Annotated in this window: 16 protein-coding genes; 8 read left to right on the top strand and 8 right to left on the bottom strand. The window is 74.6% G+C overall.

Annotated features, from left to right (window positions below):
- The first annotated feature begins 43 nt into the window (after nt 1-43).
- From ACR9E3_RS06620 to ACR9E3_RS06600, 5 genes are all read left to right on the top strand, one after another.
- A complete protein-coding gene (locus ACR9E3_RS06620; protein ID WP_460379301.1) occupies nt 44-2,161 on the top strand; it encodes an acetate--CoA ligase family protein in 2,118 nt (705 codons plus the stop codon).
- Nucleotides 2,161-2,907: an enoyl-CoA hydratase-related protein gene (locus tag ACR9E3_RS06615; protein ID WP_460379300.1), complete on the top strand. Its 747-nt coding sequence runs from the start codon at nt 2,161-2,163 to the stop codon at nt 2,905-2,907. The genes ACR9E3_RS06620 and ACR9E3_RS06615 overlap by 1 nt, the downstream gene beginning before the upstream one ends.
- Entirely contained in the window at nt 2,904-4,052 is a 1,149-nt protein-coding gene (locus ACR9E3_RS06610; protein ID WP_460379298.1) for an acyl-CoA dehydrogenase family protein, read from the top strand. Before ACR9E3_RS06615 ends, ACR9E3_RS06610 begins: the two co-directional genes overlap by 4 nt.
- Nucleotides 4,049-5,107, top strand: coding sequence for an acyl-CoA dehydrogenase family protein (locus tag ACR9E3_RS06605; RefSeq protein ID WP_460379297.1), 1,059 nt, complete (start codon nt 4,049-4,051; stop codon nt 5,105-5,107). The genes ACR9E3_RS06610 and ACR9E3_RS06605 overlap by 4 nt, the downstream gene beginning before the upstream one ends.
- Nucleotides 5,108-5,207: 100 nt before the next feature.
- A complete protein-coding gene (locus ACR9E3_RS06600) occupies nt 5,208-5,846 on the top strand; it encodes an NAD(P)-dependent oxidoreductase (RefSeq protein WP_460379295.1) in 639 nt (212 codons plus the stop codon).
- Here ACR9E3_RS06600 and ACR9E3_RS06595 read toward each other — a convergent pair.
- Nucleotides 5,843-7,030, bottom strand: a complete 1,188-nt coding sequence (locus ACR9E3_RS06595) for a cytochrome P450 (protein WP_460379294.1) — start codon at nt 7,028-7,030, stop codon at nt 5,843-5,845. The genes ACR9E3_RS06600 and ACR9E3_RS06595 overlap by 4 nt on opposite strands.
- Nucleotides 7,031-7,206: 176 nt before the next feature.
- On the opposite strand from ACR9E3_RS06595, the gene ACR9E3_RS06590 reads away from it, so the two are divergent.
- On the top strand, nt 7,207-8,073 hold the full coding sequence (locus ACR9E3_RS06590; RefSeq protein ID WP_460379293.1) for an alpha/beta fold hydrolase: 867 nt from the start codon (nt 7,207-7,209) through the stop codon (nt 8,071-8,073).
- Nucleotides 8,074-8,090: 17 nt separating this feature from the next.
- Here the strand turns inward: ACR9E3_RS06590 and ACR9E3_RS06585 are convergent, their stop codons facing one another.
- From ACR9E3_RS06585 to ACR9E3_RS06555, 7 genes are all read right to left on the bottom strand, one after another.
- Nucleotides 8,091-8,723, bottom strand: a complete 633-nt coding sequence (locus ACR9E3_RS06585) for an SRPBCC family protein (RefSeq protein WP_460379292.1) — start codon at nt 8,721-8,723, stop codon at nt 8,091-8,093.
- Nucleotides 8,724-8,765: 42 nt separating this feature from the next.
- The gene (gene meaB / locus ACR9E3_RS06580) at nt 8,766-9,752 is read right to left on the bottom strand and encodes a methylmalonyl Co-A mutase-associated GTPase MeaB (RefSeq protein WP_460379291.1); all 987 of its coding nucleotides are present in this window, start codon (nt 9,750-9,752) and stop codon (nt 8,766-8,768) included.
- Between the two features lie 13 nt (nt 9,753-9,765).
- Nucleotides 9,766-10,149, bottom strand: coding sequence for a type II toxin-antitoxin system VapC family toxin (locus ACR9E3_RS06575; RefSeq protein WP_460379290.1), 384 nt, complete (start codon nt 10,147-10,149; stop codon nt 9,766-9,768).
- On the bottom strand, nt 10,149-10,415 hold the full coding sequence (locus ACR9E3_RS06570; RefSeq protein WP_460379289.1) for a type II toxin-antitoxin system Phd/YefM family antitoxin: 267 nt from the start codon (nt 10,413-10,415) through the stop codon (nt 10,149-10,151). Before ACR9E3_RS06570 ends, ACR9E3_RS06575 begins: the two co-directional genes overlap by 1 nt.
- A 32-nt stretch (nt 10,416-10,447) precedes the next feature.
- A complete protein-coding gene (scpA, locus tag ACR9E3_RS06565; protein WP_460379288.1) occupies nt 10,448-12,655 on the bottom strand; it encodes a methylmalonyl-CoA mutase in 2,208 nt (735 codons plus the stop codon).
- Entirely contained in the window at nt 12,652-14,529 is a 1,878-nt protein-coding gene (locus tag ACR9E3_RS06560) for a methylmalonyl-CoA mutase family protein (protein ID WP_460379287.1), read from the bottom strand. The genes scpA and ACR9E3_RS06560 overlap by 4 nt, the downstream gene beginning before the upstream one ends.
- Nucleotides 14,530-14,650: 121 nt before the next feature.
- On the bottom strand, nt 14,651-15,253 hold the full coding sequence (locus tag ACR9E3_RS06555; RefSeq protein ID WP_460379286.1) for an XRE family transcriptional regulator: 603 nt from the start codon (nt 15,251-15,253) through the stop codon (nt 14,651-14,653).
- A 58-nt stretch (nt 15,254-15,311) separates the two neighbouring features.
- On the opposite strand from ACR9E3_RS06555, the gene ACR9E3_RS06550 reads away from it, so the two are divergent.
- Together ACR9E3_RS06550 and ACR9E3_RS06545 are read left to right on the top strand one after the other, a co-directional pair.
- Entirely contained in the window at nt 15,312-16,265 is a 954-nt protein-coding gene (locus ACR9E3_RS06550) for an NAD(P)/FAD-dependent oxidoreductase (protein WP_460379285.1), read from the top strand.
- A complete protein-coding gene (locus ACR9E3_RS06545; RefSeq protein ID WP_460379284.1) occupies nt 16,262-16,897 on the top strand; it encodes an SAM-dependent methyltransferase in 636 nt (211 codons plus the stop codon). Before ACR9E3_RS06550 ends, ACR9E3_RS06545 begins: the two co-directional genes overlap by 4 nt.
- Nucleotides 16,898-16,927 lie beyond the last annotated feature (30 nt).

The following is a 16,927-nucleotide window of genomic DNA, read 5'->3' as shown; positions in this document are numbered from 1 at the left end:
CGATCGGTTGTGCCTCGCCGACCCGGCGACCTAGGTTCGGGTCGTGACGGATGCACCGCCGCCCACCGACTGGGCACGCGTCCTGGCGCCGCGCTCGGTGGCCCTCGTCGGCGCCACGGGCCGCGCGGACAACCCGATGGCCCGCCCGCTGCGCTGGCTCGTCGAGCGCGGCTTCACCGGCACGGTGCACCCCGTCAACCCCAAGTACGCCGAGCTGGGCGGCGTCCCGTGCGCCGCGTCGCTCGCCGACATCCCGGGCGGGGTCGACCTCGTCCTCGCCCTGGTGCCCGCCGAGCGCGCGGTCGCGGCGGTCACCGAGGCCGGCGCCGCCGGCGCGGCCCTGGTGATCGTGTTCGCGTCGGGCTTCGCCGAGGTGGGCCCGGAGGGACGGGCGCTCCAGGACGAGCTCGTCGCCGCCGCGAGGGCCGCCGGCACGCGGGTCCTCGGCCCGAACTGCCAGGGGATCTACGACGCCCGCAGCCGCCTGTTCGCCACGTTCACCAGCGCCGGCGAGCGCCCGCTGACCGGCTCGAGCGGCATCGCCTACGTCGGCCAGAGCGGGGCGATCGGCGGCTCGGTGCTCGACGTCGCCGCCGAACGCGGGCTGGACCTCACCGCCTGGGTCTCCACCGGCAACGAGGCCGACGTGGGCCTCACCGAGGTCGGCCGCCACCTCGTCGCCGACCCCGCGGTCGACGTCCTCACCGTCTACGCCGAGTCGCTGCCCGACCCGGACGACTACGCCGCGCTCGCCGCCGAGGCCGCCGCGCACGGCACCGCGCTGGTGGTGCTGCGCTCGGGGCGTTCGGCGCCGGGGCGGCGGGCGGCGGTCTCTCACACCGGGGCGATGCTCGGCGACGACACCGCGTTCACGCTCGTGTCGCGCCGCCACGGCGTCGTGCTCGTCGACGACGTCGAGGAGCTGCTCGCCGCGGCCGTCCTGCTCCGCGGGCGCCGCGCACCGGCCGGGCGACGCCTCGGGCTCGTGACCAGCTCCGGCGGCGCGGGCATCCTCGCCGCCGACCGGGCCAGCGAGGCCGGGCTCGAGGTCCCGGAACTGACCGCCGCGACCCAGGAGAAGCTCACCCGCCTCGTGCCGGCGTTCGGCGCGGTCGCCAACCCCGTGGACGTCACCGCCCAGCTGTTCAACGTCGGCGGGGGCTTCGGTGAGGTCTGCGGGCTCGTGCGCGCGGACGCCGCCGTGGACGCGGTGCTCGTGCTGCTGACCATGCTCGTCGGCGACACCGCCACCGCGCTCGCCCGCGACCTGGTCGCGACCGTCGCCGAGCAGGGTCCCGACGCCCCGCCCGTCGCCGTGGCCTGGATGGCCGGCGAGGACGGCACCACCCCGGCGCGCACCGTGCTCCGCGACGCGGGCATCCCGGTGTTCTCCTCGATCACGCTCGCGGTCCGCGTCCTCGACGCCGTCGCCCGCGAGCCCGCGCCGGCCCCGGATCCCGCCGACGCCGCCGACCCCGTGTCCGGCGACGGCTGGGCGCTGCTCGACGCGCTGGGGGTCGCGCGGCCACGGTCGATCGTGACGACCGAGCCGGCGGTGGCCGTCGCCGAGCTCGGCGGCACCGCCGTCCTCAAGGCCGAGGGCCTCGACCACAAGACCGAGGCCGGCGCGGTGCGCCTCGGGGTCCGCACCGACGACGCGGCCGCCGTGCACGCCGAGCTCGCCGGCCTGCCCGGCGTCACCGGGGTGATCGTCCAGGAGCAGGTCCCGTCCGGCGTCGAACTGCTCGTCGCCGTCGACGGCGGGCGCGACGGCTGGCCCCCGGTGCTCACGGTGGGGCACGGTGGCACGGCGACCGAGGTCCACCACGACGTCGCGCACGCCCTCGCCCCGGTCGACGCGGCCACGGCACTGGGGCTGCTGCGCTCGCTGCGCTGCTGGCCGTTGCTCGCCGGCCACCGCGGGGCACCCGGGGTGGACCTCGACGCGGCCGTCGACGCGGTCGTGCGCATCTCCCGCGCGGCGGCCGTCCCCGGGCTCGGCGAACTGGAGGTCAACCCGTTGGTCTGTCTGCCGGCCGGGAGTTCGAGCGATGCGGCTTTCCTGGCAGATCCAAGACAGCACGCCGATAGGACCAGGATCGCCACACGCTCGTATCCGCGACACGCCGTCGCGGTCGACGTGCTGAGGACGGAGACGTAGTGGGCAGCATCGGTCTCGAGATCACCGAGGGCGTCGCGGTGCTGACCGTCGACTCGCCCGAGGTCCGCAACGGCCTCACGCCGGCGATGGGCCGCGAGCTCGCCGACGCCTGCGACACCGTCGACGCCGACCGCACCGTCGGCGCGGCCGTGGTCCGCGGCGCCGCCGGGACGTTCTGCAGCGGCGCCGACCGCCGCACCTGGAACCCGGGCGCCGACCAGGCCGAGGACGGCGCGTTCCGCGACACCGGCGCGGTCTACGGCGCCTTCCGCCGCGTTGGCACGCTCGCGGTCCCGACGATCGCCGCCGTCCGCGGCGCCGCGGTCGGGGCGGGCCTCAACCTCATGCTGGCCACCGACCTGCGGGTGGTCGCGCGCAACGCGCGTCTGATCGCCGGCTTCCTGCGCATCGGCCTGCACCCCGGCGGCGGCTTCTTCACGATCGCGAGCCGCACCGCCGGGCGCGAGGCGGCGTCGGCGCTGGGCCTGTTCGGCGAGGAGATCGACGGCACGCGCGCCGCCGAGCTGGGCCTGGCGTGGCGGGCGGTCGACGACGCGGAGGTCGAGGACACCGCCCTCGCCCTGGCCGCCGTCCCGGCGACGGACCCCGACCTCGCCCGCGAGGCCGTCCGCTCGTTCCGCACCGAGACCGGGCCGCCGGGCCTGCCGTGGGACGCGGCGGTGGAGTTCGAGCGCGCCACCCAGATGTGGAGCCAGCGCCGGCGCGCGGACAGGGAGACACCATGATCTTCGACCCGACCCCGTTGTCGGCCGACGAGGAGAAGCTCCGCGACGAGGTCCGCGGCTTCCTGGCCGAGACCCTCCCGCCGGACTTCCGCCCCGGCCTGGGCCTCGGCGGCCGCCACGACCCGGAGTTCACCCGCACGCTCGCGCAGCGCGGCTGGGTCGGCATGTCGATCCCGACGCGGTACGGCGGCGCCGGCGCGAGCACCGTGCGCCGGTTCGTCGTCATCGAGGAGCTGCTGGCCGCCGGCGCCCCGATCGCCGCCCACTGGATCGCCGAGCGCCAGTCCGCGCCCGCCTTCCTGCGCTTCGGCACCGAGGAGCAGCGGGAGTGGTTCCTGCCGCGGATCGCCGCCGGCGAGTGCTGGTTCTCGCTCGGCATGAGCGAGCCCGACGCCGGCTCCGACCTCGCGTCCGTGCGCACGGCGGCCACACGAGTCGAGGGCGGCTGGCGCGTGTCGGGCACGAAGGTGTGGACCACCAACGCGCACCTCAACCACTTCGCCGCGATGCTGTGCCGCACCACGCCCCAGGGCGAGGCCGGCGACCGCCACGCCGGGCTCTCGCAGCTCATCGTCGACCTGTCCGACGACGACGTGCACGTCTCGCCGATCCCGCTGATCGACGGCGAGGAGCACGTCAACGAGGTCGTGCTCGACGGCGTGTTCGTGCCCGACGAGCGGGTGCTCGGCGAGGTCGGGCAGGGCTGGGCGCAGGTCACCGCCGAGCTCGCGCACGAACGCTCGGGGCCGGACCGCTACCTGTCGATCCTCGGGCTCTACCGCGCGTTCCTCGCAGCGTTCGGCCGTGACGTCGACGACGTCCGCGCCGCGGCGATCGGGCGGGTCGGCGCCCAGCTCTGGACGATCCGTCAGCTGTCCGTGGCCGTCGCCCGCTCGCTCGACCAGGGCGAGGCGCCGGCCGTGGAGGCCTCGCTGGTCAAGGACATCGGCACCACGTTCGAGCAGCAGGTGGTCGAGACGCTCCGCGACGCGGCGGGCGGGGAGATCGACCCCGGCGGCCCGACGATGTTCGACCGGCTGCTCGCCGAGTGCGTGCTGAACGCGCCGACGTGGACGCTGCGCGGCGGCACGACCGAGGTCCTGCGCGGGATCGCGGCCAAGGCGCTGACGAAGGGGTCCCGATGACGGCGACGAACGACCTGGCCGAGGTCCGTGACGCCGTCGTCGACCTGCTCACCGACCGCGCCACCCCCGAGGTGCTCGAGGCCGCGGAGCGCGACGGCTGGGCCGCGTCCGTCTGGGAGCCGCTGCACGCCGGGGGCTTCACGACCGTCGGGGTGCCCGAGGCCGCTGGGGGCGTGGGCGGCTCGGTGGCCGAGGCGTGCGCGGTGCTCGAGGCGGCCGGAGCGGCGGCCGCACCCGTCCCGCTCGCCGAGACGGGCCTGCTCGCCGGGCGCCTCCTCGCCGCCGCCGGACTCCCCCTCCCCGACGGGCCACTGACGACGGGGACGGGCGCGGTGAGCCTGACCGACGGCGCCCTGAGCGGACGGCTCGCGCGGGTGGCGTGGGCGTCCGCGGCGACACGACTCGCCGTGCTGGCCGAGGGTCCCGACGGTCCGGTCGTCGCCGTCGTGGACCCGGGGAGCGCCGCCGTCAGCCCCGGCCACAACCTCGCCGGGGAGCCCCGGGAGTCCGTCGACCTCGACGGCGTCGTCCCCGAGGCGACCGCACCCGTCCCCGCGGACACCCGGGAGCTGCTGGCGCGGCGTGGCGCGCTGGCCCGCGCCGCGATGATCGCCGGCGCGGCCCGGCGGGTCCTCGAGGTGACCGTGACCTACACCGGCGAGCGGGTGCAGTTCGGCCGCCCGGTGTCGCGGTTCCCGGCCGTCGCCGACCACATCGTGCGCATCGCCGAGCAGGCCGAGATGGCCGCGATGGCCGCCCGGTCGGCCGCCGTGGGCGCCGGGGAGGGCGAGCCCGACGCGCTCGACGTCGCCGCCGCGGCCGCCGTCGCCTCGGAGGCGGCGGGGCTCGTGGCCGCCGCCGCGCACCAGGCCACCGGCGCGATGGGCGTGACCCGCGAGTTCGCGCTCGGCGTGCTCACCCGGCGTCTGTGGTCGTGGCGCGACGAGTGGGGCGGCGAGCGGGCCTGGGCCACCGACCTCGGTCGCACGCTCGCCGCGGGCGGCCCCGACGCGCTCTGGCCGACCCTCTCGCGCGGGGTCCGCACCGGTACGTGAGCGAACTTTGGGCCTATAGCCCCAGAGTTCGCTCACATGAGGCCGCGGGAACGTGAGCGCCGCCACGGACCGGGTGCCCGCACGCGGGGTATCCGGCCGGATGGACGTGACGGTGTTCGGGGGCACGGGCAAGATCGGCCGGCACGTCGTGCGGCGGCTGCTCGCGACCGGGCACCACGTCACGGCGCTCGTCCGCTCGCCCGAGAAGCTCGAGATCACCGACGATGACCTCGAGGTGATCGTCGCCGAGCTCGACGACGCGCCCGCCATCCGCAAGGCCGTCGACGGCGCTGACGCGGTGATCAGCGCGCTCGGCCCGCCGATCGACCCGTTCCTGCGCAGCGGCCCGCTCACGGCGGCGACGCGGACGATCGTGGACGCCATGCACGAGTCCGGGGTGCGCCGCCTGATCGCGCTGGCCACCGTCAGCGTCCCCGACCCGCGCGACCGCCCGAGCCTGCTCGACCGCCTCGTCCCCGTCGGCATCGGCCTGCTCATCCCGGGGGCGCTCCGCGAGGTCCAGGGCATGAGCGAGGTCGTCACGACGTCGGACCTGGACTGGACGCTCGCGCGGATGACCGCGCCGATCGACATCCCCTCGAACGGCACGCTGCGCGCCGGGTTCCTCGGACGCGACCGCGTCGGGACGCCGATGGCGCGCACCGACGTCGCCGCGTTCCTCGTCGACCAGCTCACCGACGACCGCTTCGTCGGCGCGGCGCCCGCGATCAGCAACTAGTCCCAGGTGACGGGGAGGTCGGTCAGGCCGCGGAACACCCAGCCGAACCACGCCTCGTCGCGACGGGTGTCGGTCCGCAGGCCGGGCAGGGCCTCGTAGAGCCGCGGGACGGCGATCTCGCCGATCGCGATGCGCGCGGCCCAGTGGCCGACGCAGAGGTGCACCCCGCTCCCGAACCCCAGGTGCGCCCGTCGCGTCCGGGTGATGTCGAAGCGCTCGGGGTGGTCGAACGCGGCGGGATCGCGGTTGGCCGCGCCGATCACGACGCCGAGGATCGCCCCGCCCGGCAGCGCGACGCCGTCGAGGACGGTCGCCCGCGTCGTCTCCCGCGGGTACATCCCGATCGGGGAGAGCCACCGCAGCGCCTCGTCGAACACCACCGGCCAGAGCGACGGATCGGCGAGGACACGGTCACGCTGCTCGGGGTGCCGGCTCAGCGCCCACACCATGTTGGTGATCATGTGCTGGGGCTCGTTCATGCCCCCGGAGATCGTCAGCTTCACGTTGGCGCGCACCGCGGGCTCGGCGAGCCCGTCGTTGACCAGCGCCGACGTCATCGACGCGTCGGGATGGCGCCGCAGGTGCGGGAGCAGCGCGTCGAGGTGGTCGTCGACCTCCCGCTGCGCGTCGTCGCAGCGCGCCCAGAGGTCCGGGTCGTCGTGGAGGTTGCCGATCCCCGCGATGAAGGCGTGGGACCAGCGCTCCATCTCCTCGGGCGTGGCCTCGGGCAGGCCGAGCAGGTCGACGAGGTTCCGTGCGGCGACGGGCGCCGCGTAGTCGCGGTTCAGCTCGGCGTGCTCCGGCCCCTGTCCGCGCAGGACGTCGAGCTGGATGCGCGCGTTGTGCTCGAAACGCGGCGCCCAGGCGGCGCGGACACTCTTCGCCCGCAGGCCGGCGTTGACCGGGGCCCGCTCCACCGCGTGCTCCGGGTCGTCCTTGCGCAGCATGGGCTTCGCGCCGAGAGCCCGGGCCATCGTCGCGCCGCCGCCGCTGACGTCGGCCGAGTAGGTGGCCTGATCGGCCTCGACGGCGCGACACGCCGCGGACCCGGTGACGAGGTGGCGCCCCATCGCCGGCACCAGCACCACCGGTCCGAGCGCACGCAACCGCGCGTAGGTCTCGTAGGGGTCCCGCAGCATGGCCGGCGGATCGACCCAGTCGGCGGTGGGCGCGACGGAGGACATCGACACGACCTCCCGGGGGTCCGACCGCCCCTGGGGTGACGCGGCGGCGTGCGACCAGGGTCGGGACGCGCCGAGAACCCTGTCAACGCCCCGCTCCCGTAAGGTCCCGGGTGGGCGTGCCGGACGCCGCGTCCCGGAGAGCTCCTCCTGGCCTCGTCCACCGGAGGAGGTCGCGGGTGTCCCTCTTTCCCGGCTTCGACGTCGTCGACGTGACCGTCGGCGGCACGACGATCCACGGCCGCGTCGGCGGCTCCGGGCCCCCGGTGCTGCTCCTGCACGGCATCCCGGAGACCCACCTGATGTGGCGTGACGTCGCGCCCGCGCTCGCCGCCGACCACACCGTCGTCGTCACCGACCTGCGCGGCTACGGCGGCAGCGGGAGCGGCACGGGCGTGAACGACCACAGCATGCGCGCGCTCGCCGCCGAGCAGCTCGCGGTGATGCGCGCGCTGGGCCACGAGCGCTTCGCCGTCGCGGGCCACGACCGCGGCGCCCGCTGTGCGTACCGCCTCGCCCTCGACCACCCCGATCACGTCAGCGCGCTCGCCGTGCTCGACGTCGTCCCCACCGCCGAGGCCTTCGCGCGCGCCGACCGCGAGTTCGCGCTGGGCTACTGGGTCTGGTCGATGCTCGCGGCCCCCGAACCCGTCGCCGAGCGCCTCGTGCTCGGCGCCCCGGACGTCCTCGTCGACCACATGCTCGACTCCTGGTCCGACGACCCCGCCGTCTTCCCGCCCTGGCTGCGCGAGCGGTACACGGCGACGTTCCGCGACCCCGCGCGCGTCCACGCGATCTGCGAGCAGTACCGCGCGGCGGCGAGCGCGGACGTCGAGCACGACGAGGCCGACCGGGGCGCGGGGAACCTGCGCTGCCCCGTGCACGTGCTCTGGAGCGCGACGGGCGCGGTCGAGGCCTGGTACGACCCGCTCGCGGTCTGGCGGGAGTGGGCCGACGACGTGCGCGGCGGCCCGGTCGACGCCGGCCATTTCCTGCCCGAGGAGGCGCCGGACGTGGTCCTCGCGGCCCTGCGCGAGCTCGGCTGATCCACCCCGCGGCCGTCTCAGACCTCCGCGCCGGTGTAGAACGCGATCGTCCGGTCCGCCCGGGCCTCGGCGTCGGCGGCGTCGAGGCCCGACGCGGCGCTCGCCGCGGCCCACGCCCGCCCCGACCGCGTGATGAACTCCCGTCCCTCGTCGGACACCGACCACGCCTCGGCGTCCTCCGGCGTGACGCCCGCGCCCGACCCGAGGTGCAGCCCGAGCCCGAGCAGCCCGAGGTCCCAGCCGATCCCCGCGGCGCCCGGGCCGTAGGTGCGCCAGTGGTCGTCGTCGACGTGCGCGATGTGGGCGAGGGTGAAGCGCGCGCCGTCGGCGCCCTCGGCCGTCAGCCGCACCTCGATCCAGCTCAAGCCGCCGCCGAACTCCCACGTGGCGTCGAAGCCGCGCGGCGGGTCGCAGGCGGTGACCTCGCCCCCCGCGTTGCCCTCGAGCTGGTAGCGCCCGCCCAGGCGCAGCTCGCCGCTGACCGGGAGGAACCAGCGGGCGATGCGGTCGGCCTCGGTGCACGCGGACCACAGGTCGTCGACGTCGGTGGGGAACGCGCGGCTCAGGGTCACGACGGCGGCCTCCCCGGCCGCGAGCGTGCGGGTGCCGACGACACGGCGGGTGGCGCTGACCTCGTACTGGACGTCCATGCCCGAGAACCTACGGGTTCGGCTTATATAAGCCAAGATTCATTAAGAGCCGTCGAGGAAGGCCCCGAGGATCCGGTCGGCCGCCAGCGCCGGCGTGAGCTCCCCCGCCTCGACCTCGTGCTCCAGCTCGCTGCGCATCCCCTTGACCGCCGGGTGGTCCTGCAGCCGGCCGAGCAGGCGGTCGCGCACCATCTGCCACGTCCAGTCGACCTGCTGACGGGCGCGCTTCTCGGCCAGGCCGCCCTCGGCCTCGAGGTGCTCCTGGTGCCGCACGAGCGCCGACCACACGTCGTCGAGACCCGTCCGCTCCGCGGCGCTGCAGGTCAGCACCGGGACCTTCCACGTCTCCCGCTCCCCGCGGAGCATCGCCAGCGCCTGCCCGAGCTCGCGGGCCGCCCGCTGCGCCTCGCGGGCGTGCGGCCCGTCCGCCTTGTTCACGGCGATGACGTCGGCGATCTCGAGGATGCCGCGCTTGATGCCCTGCAGGGAGTCGCCGGTGCGCGCGAGCGTCAGGAAGAGGAACGAGTCGACCATCTGCGCGACGGTGGTCTCCGACTGCCCGACGCCGACCGTCTCGACGATGACGACGTCGTAGCCCGCCGCCTCCATCACGACCATCGTCTCCCGGGTCGCCTTGGCGACCCCGCCTAGCGTCCCGGCCGTCGGGGAGGGCCGGATGAAGGCGTCGTCGTCGGTCGCCAGCTCGTCCATGCGGGTCTTGTCGCCGAGGATCGAGCCGCCGGACCGCGTCGAGCTCGGGTCGACGGCGAGCACCGCGACCTTGCTGCCCTGCGCCGTCAGCGTGGAGCCCATCGCGCCGATGAACGTCGACTTCCCCACCCCGGGCACCCCGGAGATGCCGATCCGCCGCGCCCCGCCCGCGTGCGGCAGCAGCTCGACGAGCAGCTCCTGCGCGGCGTCGCGGTGGTCGGGGCGCGTCGACTCGACGAGCGTGATCGCCCGGCCGATCCAGAGCCGCGACCCGGACCGGACGCCCTCGACGTATTTCTCCAGGTCGATGTCGCTCACGGAATCTCCCTCCTCACGCGTCCGCACGCAGGACCGCCACGGAGTAGGCCTCGAGTCGCCGGTCGGCCGTGACCAGCGTCAGCCCTTCCTGCCGCGCCTGCGCCACCAGCATCCGGTCGAACGGGTCGCGGTGGTGGAGGGGGAGGTCGGCGACAGCCCGGGCGTGCTCCGCCCGGACATCGAGCACGGAGATTCCGAGACCGGCGACGGTTTCCTCGACATCGAGATCGACCCGAAGCTTGCCGATCGAGGTCTTGATCGCGATCTCCCACAGTGAGACGACCGAGACCACCATCTCGCTCGTCGAGTCGGTGAGCGCCGCGCGCGCCTCGTCCCCGACGCGCCCGGGTCGACCGAGGGACCACAGCACCGTGTGCGTGTCGAGCAGCAACCGCATCAGTGTTTGCCGGACGGTTCGATCGGCTCGGCGTAGAACAGTGCCTCGATCTCGTCATCACCGTCGTTGATGTCGTCGGACATCTCGATGAGGTGCTCGTACCCGCCGAGCCGTCGCGGCTCCTGCTGACCGCTCCGCTGCGACGGCACCAACCGCGCGACCGGCCGCCCGTTGCGGGCGATGACGATCTCCTCGCCCGCCTCGACGCGTTCGAGCAGCTTCGAGAGCTGCGTCTTCGCCTCGTAGACGTTCACCTGGTCGGCCACGACGGCAGTCTATCTGGTCAGACCTGGTCAAGTCAGGACGAGCCGTGACCCAGACGCTCGGTCAGGGTCCCGAGCAGCTGCGTCGCCGCCTCCGCGATCACCGTGCCGGGACCGAAGATCGCGGCGGCGCCGTTGGCCAGCAGCTCCTCGTGGTCCCCGGGCGGGATGACGCCGCCGGCGACGATGAGGATCTCCTCGGCACCCGCTTCCTTCAGCTCGTCGCGCAAGGCCGGCACCAGCGAGAGGTGCCCCGCCGCCAGCGACGAGACGCCGACGACGTGCACGTCCGACTCCACCGCCTGCCGCGCGACCTCGCCGGGCGTCTGGAACAGCGGGCCCACGTCGACGTCGAAGCCGAGGTCGGCGAACGCGGTCGCGATCACCTTCTGGCCGCGGTCGTGCCCGTCCTGGCCCATCTTCGCGACGAGGATGCGCGGGCGGCGGCCCTCGGCCTCCTCGAAGCGCTGCGCCGCCGCGCGCGCGTTCTCCACGGCCGAGTTCTCGCCCACCTCGTCACGGTAGACGCCGGAGATCGTCCGTACGTCCGAGCGGTGCCGGCCGTAGACCTCCTCGAGCGCGTCGGAGATCTCGCCGACGCTCGCCTTGGCCCGCGCGGCGTCGATGGCGAGCTTGAGCAGGTTGCCGTCGAGGTCGCTGCCCCTCGTGCCCTCCGACGTGGCGCGGGCGGCGTTCGTCAGGGCTTCCAGCGACGAGCGGACGGCGTCGTCGTCCCGGTCGGCGCGCAGCTCCTTCAGCCGCTCCACCTGCTGGCGCAGCACGTCGGCGTTGTCGACCTTGAGGACGTCGACGTCCTCGCCCGAGGTCAGCGGGTACTTGTTGACGCCGATCAGCGGCTGGCGGCCGGAGTCGATCCGCGCCTGGGTGCGCGCGGCGGCCTCCTCGATGCGCATCTTGGGCAGGCCCTCGTCGATCGCCTGGGCCATGCCGCCGGTGGACTCGACCTCCTGGATGTGGGCCCAGGCCCGTTGCGCGAGCTCCTGGGTCAGCCGCTCGACGTACGCGGAGCCGCCCCACGGGTCCACGGTGCGCGTCGTGCCCGACTCCTGCTGCAGCAGCAGCTGGGTGTTGCGGGCGATGCGGGCGGAGAAGTCGGTCGGCAGCGCGAGCGCCTCGTCCAGGGCGTTGGTGTGCAGCGACTGCGTGTGGCCCTGGGTCGCGGCCATCGCCTCGACGCAGGTGCGGACGACGTTGTTGTAGACGTCCTGGGCGGTCAGCGACCAGCCGGACGTCTGGCTGTGCGTGCGCAGGGACAGCGACTTGGGGTTGGTCGCGCCGAACGACGACACGAGCTTCGCCCACAGCAGCCGTGCGGCGCGCAGCTTGGCGATCTCCATGAAGTAGTTCATGCCGATGCCCCAGAAGAACGACAGGCGCGGCGCGAACTTGTCCACGTCCAGCCCGGCGTTGCTCCCGGCCCGCAGGTACTCCACCCCGTCGGCCAGCGTGTAGGCCAGCTCCAGGTCGGCCGACGCCCCGGCCTCCTGGATGTGGTAGCCGGAGATGGAGATCGAGTTGAACTTGGGCATCTTCTCCGAGGTGTAGCTGAAGATGTCCGAGATGATCTGCATCGAGGGCTTGGGGGGATAGATGTAGGTGTTGCGGACCATGAACTCCTTGAGGATGTCGTTCTGGATGGTCCCGGCCAGCTGCTCCGGCGACACCCCCTGCTCCTCGGCCGCGGCCACGTAGAGCGCCATCACCGGGAGCACGGCCCCGTTCATGGTCATCGACACCGACATGCGGTCCAGCGGGATCCCGTCGAACAGCTGGCGCATGTCGAGGATCGAGTCGATCGACACCCCGGCCATGCCGACGTCGCCCGAGACCCGGGGGTTGTCCGAGTCGTAGCCGCGGTGGGTGGGCAGGTCGAACGCGACCGAGAGCCCCTTCTGCCCGGCGGCGAGGTTGCGGCGGTAGAAGGCGTTCGACTCGGCGGCGGTCGAGAACCCGGCGTACTGGCGCACGGTCCAGGGCTGCGTCACGTACATCGTCGGGTACGGCCCGCGCAGGAACGGCGTGATGCCCGGGTAGGTCCGCAGGAAGTCGAGGCCCTCGAGGTCCGCCTCGGTGTAGAGCGGCTTGACGCCGATGCCCTCCGGGGTCTCCCACACGAGGTCCTCGGCGCCCTTGCCGGTCGCGGCCTCGAGCGCGGCCTCCCAGTCGCCCGACGCTCCCTCGGGCGTGCCGAGCTCGACGTCGCCGAAGTTCGGGATGCTCATCGGACCTCCAGGGCGTCGAGGGTGTCCTGCAGGACGGCGGCGGCGTCGCACCCGGCGTAGAGGGTGCCGTCGACGCCGTCGACGTCCTTCTTCCCCGCCAGCAGGATGCGGCTCGCCCCCGCCTCGCGCAGGGCGGCCGCGACGTCGGCGGCGTGCTCGTCGTAGTTCTTGTCCGACGACGCGATCACCGCGACGGACGTCCCCGCCGCGCGGAACGCGGTCGCGATCTCCTGCGGGTCCGTGCCGCCGGGCCCGTCGGTCGTGGCGATCCCGCCGGCGCCGAAGAGGTTCGCGGCGAACGAGACGCGCGCCGTGTACTCGGCGAGCGTGCCGATCGCGGCGACGAAGACGGTCGGTCGGCTCGCGGCCGCGTCCGCGCGGTCCCGGAGCGTCTCGAAGACCTCCGCGTAGCGCCGGCGCGGCAGGCCGCCCTCGTGGTCGGTGTCCGGGCGCGGGTCGCGGCGGGGGAGCTCCTCGTGCAGGTTCGGGAACTCGCTGACGCCGGTGATCGGGTCACGGCGGTGCGCCAGGCGCCGGGAGCGCTGCTCCCACGTCTCCTCGAGCCGGGCGGCGAGGCTGCCGCCGTCGAGCTCGGCGGTGATGCCGCCGTCCCGCTCGATCCGCGTGAACTGCTCCCACCCGGCGTGGGCCAGAGCGTCGGTCAGCGACTCGACGTACCAGGAGCCCCCGGCCGGGTCGATCACGTGCGCGAGGTGCGACTCCTCGAGCAGCAGCGCCTGGGTGTTGCGCGCGAGCCGGCGGGCGGCCTCGTCGGGGCGGCCGAGCTCGCTGTCGAACGGCAGGACGGTGACCGCGTCGGCCCCGCCCAGCCCGGCACCGACGGCGGCGACCGTCGTGCGCAGCATGTTCACCCAGGGGTCGCGCTTCGTGATCATCGCCGGCGAGGTGACCGCGTGCTGGACCATCCCCCGGGCCTGCTCGGAGGCGCCGCTGACCTCGCCGATGCGGTCCCAGCAGCGGCGAGCGGCCCGGAGCTTGGCGAGGGTGGCGAACTGGTCGGCGGTGGCGGCGAGGCGGAACTCGATGCGGGCGAAGGCCTCGTCGATGCTCAGGCCCGCGTCGGTGAGCAGGCGCACGGCGTGGAGGCCGGCGGCCAGCGCGGCACCCAGCTCCTGGGCGTCGCTCCCGCCGGCGCGGTGGTAGGGCAGCCCGTCGGCCACGACGGTGCGCAGCTGCGGGTGACTCGCCGCCGCCGTCCTGCTGTGCTCGACCAGGGCGTCGGTGTACCCCTGCTCGAGCGCCGTGCCGCCCTGGGTGCGGTCGAGGAGCGGGTCGTACCCGAGGGACCCCGGGATCGCGCCGGAACCGGCCTGCTCCGCGATCCGCAGGAGCGCCGCGGCGGCCTCGGGGGTGTCGCGGCCGGCCTCGAGCGCGATCGGGGCGAGGTCGACGAACACGCCCTCGAGCAGCCCGTCGAGGGCCGCCACGGGCGGCCCGCCGGCGTCGCCGAGCACCAGCCACAGCGACGAGACCCCGCCCTCGAGCTCGGCCATGAGCACGTCGTGGGCGTCCTCCACGTCCGTGTCGGCGGCGAACGCGTGGCGCTGGCGGACCAGCCACCCCTCGGCGACCTGGCCCTCCGGCCGGGCTCCGCGCACGAACGGCGACAGCCCGGGCACCCCGGTCGCGACCTGCGGCGCGTCCTCGGCGGCGTAGAGCGCGCCGATCGCGATCCCGTCGTCGGTGACCGTGGCCAGCGCCGCCTCGGCCTCGTCCGGCGACACCTCGCGGCCCGACTTCGCCAGCACCCCGGCGACCAGCTCGCGCCACTGCTCGCGCGTCGGGGTCTCGAACTCGGCCGCCAGGGTCAGCTCGTCGGGGGCCTCGTCCAGATCCGTGGTGCCCGATGCCATGCGCGGGATCGTAGAGCGGTCAGCCCCGACCGGTTTCGCTCCGTGCGACAGACCACCACCGCGAGCGACCGGAATCGTTCGAGAAGGCGCGTGTTGTGCAGCGAACGTCCTATCGGCGTGCTCAATGGGATGTTCGCCGTGCTTCTATGCGCGCGAACTCCCCCGTTCGCGTGCCCCGCATGTGCACGCGCTCGCCCTGGCGGCCGAACAGCGCGAGCACCTCGACCGGGCCGTCGCCGGTGCTGCCCAGCCAGTGCGGCCGTCGGGTGTCGATCTCGGTGGCCTCGCCGGGGCGCAGGAGGAGGTCGTCGTCGCCGTTGATCACGCGGAGACGGCCGGCGAGGACGTAGACCCACTCCCAGCCGAGGTGGGTCGGCAGGTCGTCCGGCGGCCGGTGGCGGGCGGGCGAGAAGACGAACTTGTACGCGGCGGGCTGGCCGGGGCTGCGCGAGAGCCGGTACATGACGGTGTCCTCGGTGCGCGACACCGGCTCGTCACGGGCCGGGGCGCTCTCGCGCAGGCCGACGAGCTCGTCGAGCCCGGTGCCGTAGACCGTCGCGAGGGGCAGCAGCAGCTCGAGGGTGGCGCGCCGCCCACCGGTCTCGAGGCGGGAGAGCGTGCTGGTCGAGATGCCGGTCGATGCGGACAGCTCCGCGAGCCCGAGGCCCGCCCGCTTCCGCCGGGTGGCCAGCCGGGCCCCGAGGCCCTCGAGGACGTCGTCCATGCTTGCCATTCTGGCAAGAATTCTCGCCGCGTGGTGGCGACCGGAGCAGGCTCGTGGCATGTCACCAGAACCCCTCGACGTCCTCGTCCTCGGGGGCGGCGCGGCCGGCCTGTCCGGTGCGCTGACCCTCGCCCGGTCCCGCCGCGACGTGCTCGTGCTCGACGCCGGCGAGCCCCGCAACGCCCCGGCCGACGGCGTGCACGCGTTCCTCACCCGGGACGGCCTGCCGCCCGCCGAGCTCGTGCGCCTGGGGCGCGCGGAGGTCGAGTCGTACGGCGGGCGCATCCGGTCCGGCACGGCCGTCGCCGCCCGCCGCGAGGGCGACCTGTTCGCCGTCGACACCGACGACGGCACGACGCTGCGCGCGCGCCGCCTGCTCGTCGCCACCGGCCTGGTCGACGAGCTGCCCGACCTGCCCGGCGTCCGCGAGCTGTGGGGTCACGACGTGCTGCACTGCCCCTACTGCCACGGGTGGGAGGTCCGCGACCGGGCGGTCGCGGTGCTCGGCACCGGTCCGAACGCCCTGCACCAGGTGAAGCTCTTCTCGCAGCTCACCGACGACCTCGTCTACCTGCGCCACCACGCTCCGGCGCTGACCGACGCCGAGGCCGAGCAGCTCGCGGCGCTCGACATCGCGGTGATCGAGGAGGAGGTGACCGGGCTGGAGATCGCGGACGGACGCCTGGTCGGCGCCCGCCTGGCCGACGGCCGTGTCGTGGCGCGCCAGGCCCTCGTCGTCGGACCGCGCTTCGTCGCCCGCAGCGCGGTGCTCGAGGATCTCGGCGTCGAGGTCCTCGACAACCCCCTCGGGCGGTACGTCGCGACCGTCGACGCCACCGGACAGACAGCCGTGCCCGGGGTGTGGGCGGCGGGCAACGTCGGCAACCTGTCGGCGCAGGTCGTCGCCGCGGCCGCCGAGGGCACGATGGCCGGCGCGCGCATCAACGCCGACCTCGTCGAGGAGGACATCGCGCGGGCCGTCGCCCGCCACCGGGAAGGAGCCCTCGCATGAGCACGCACGACCAGTTCACCGCCGCCTTCTGGGACGAGCGCTACCGCTCGAGCGAGAAGCTCTGGAGCGGCGAGCCGAACGCCGTCCTCGTGCAGGAGGCCGCCGACCTGGCACCCGGCACCGCGCTCGACGTCGGCAGCGGCGAGGGCGGCGACGCGGTGTGGCTCGCCACCCGCGGGTGGCAGGTCACGGCGATCGACGTGTCGGAGGTCGGGCTCTCCCGGGTCGAGGCCCGCGCCGCGGCCGACGGCGTCGCGGACCGGGTGACGACGACCGTCGTCGACCTCCTCCACGACGACGTCCCCGGCACCTACGACCTCGTCACCGCGCACTTCATGCAGCTGTGGACCGCGGTCCGGCCGACGATCTTCGCCGGGCTCGCCGGGGCCGTGGCGCCCGGCGGGCGGCTGCTGCTCGTCGGGCACGACCCGGAGGGCATGCCCGAGGAGTTCGCCCACCACCACCCGCCGGAGTTCTTCGCGACGGCCGAGCAGCTGATCGCCGAGCTCGGCGACGCCCTGGCCGGCTGGACGATCGAGGTCGCCGAGCGCCGCGCCCGCACCGGCGCCCAGCCCGACGGCCGCCCCGCCTTCCTGTCCGACGCGGTCCTGCGCGCCCGCCGCCCCATGTGAGCGAACTTTGGTGCTATAGCACCGAAGTTC

This window comes from Actinomycetospora sp. C-140, from assembly GCF_054796175.1.
The sequence above is the reverse complement of the archived record's forward strand: the minus strand, read 5'-3'. Positions and strand labels throughout refer to the sequence as shown.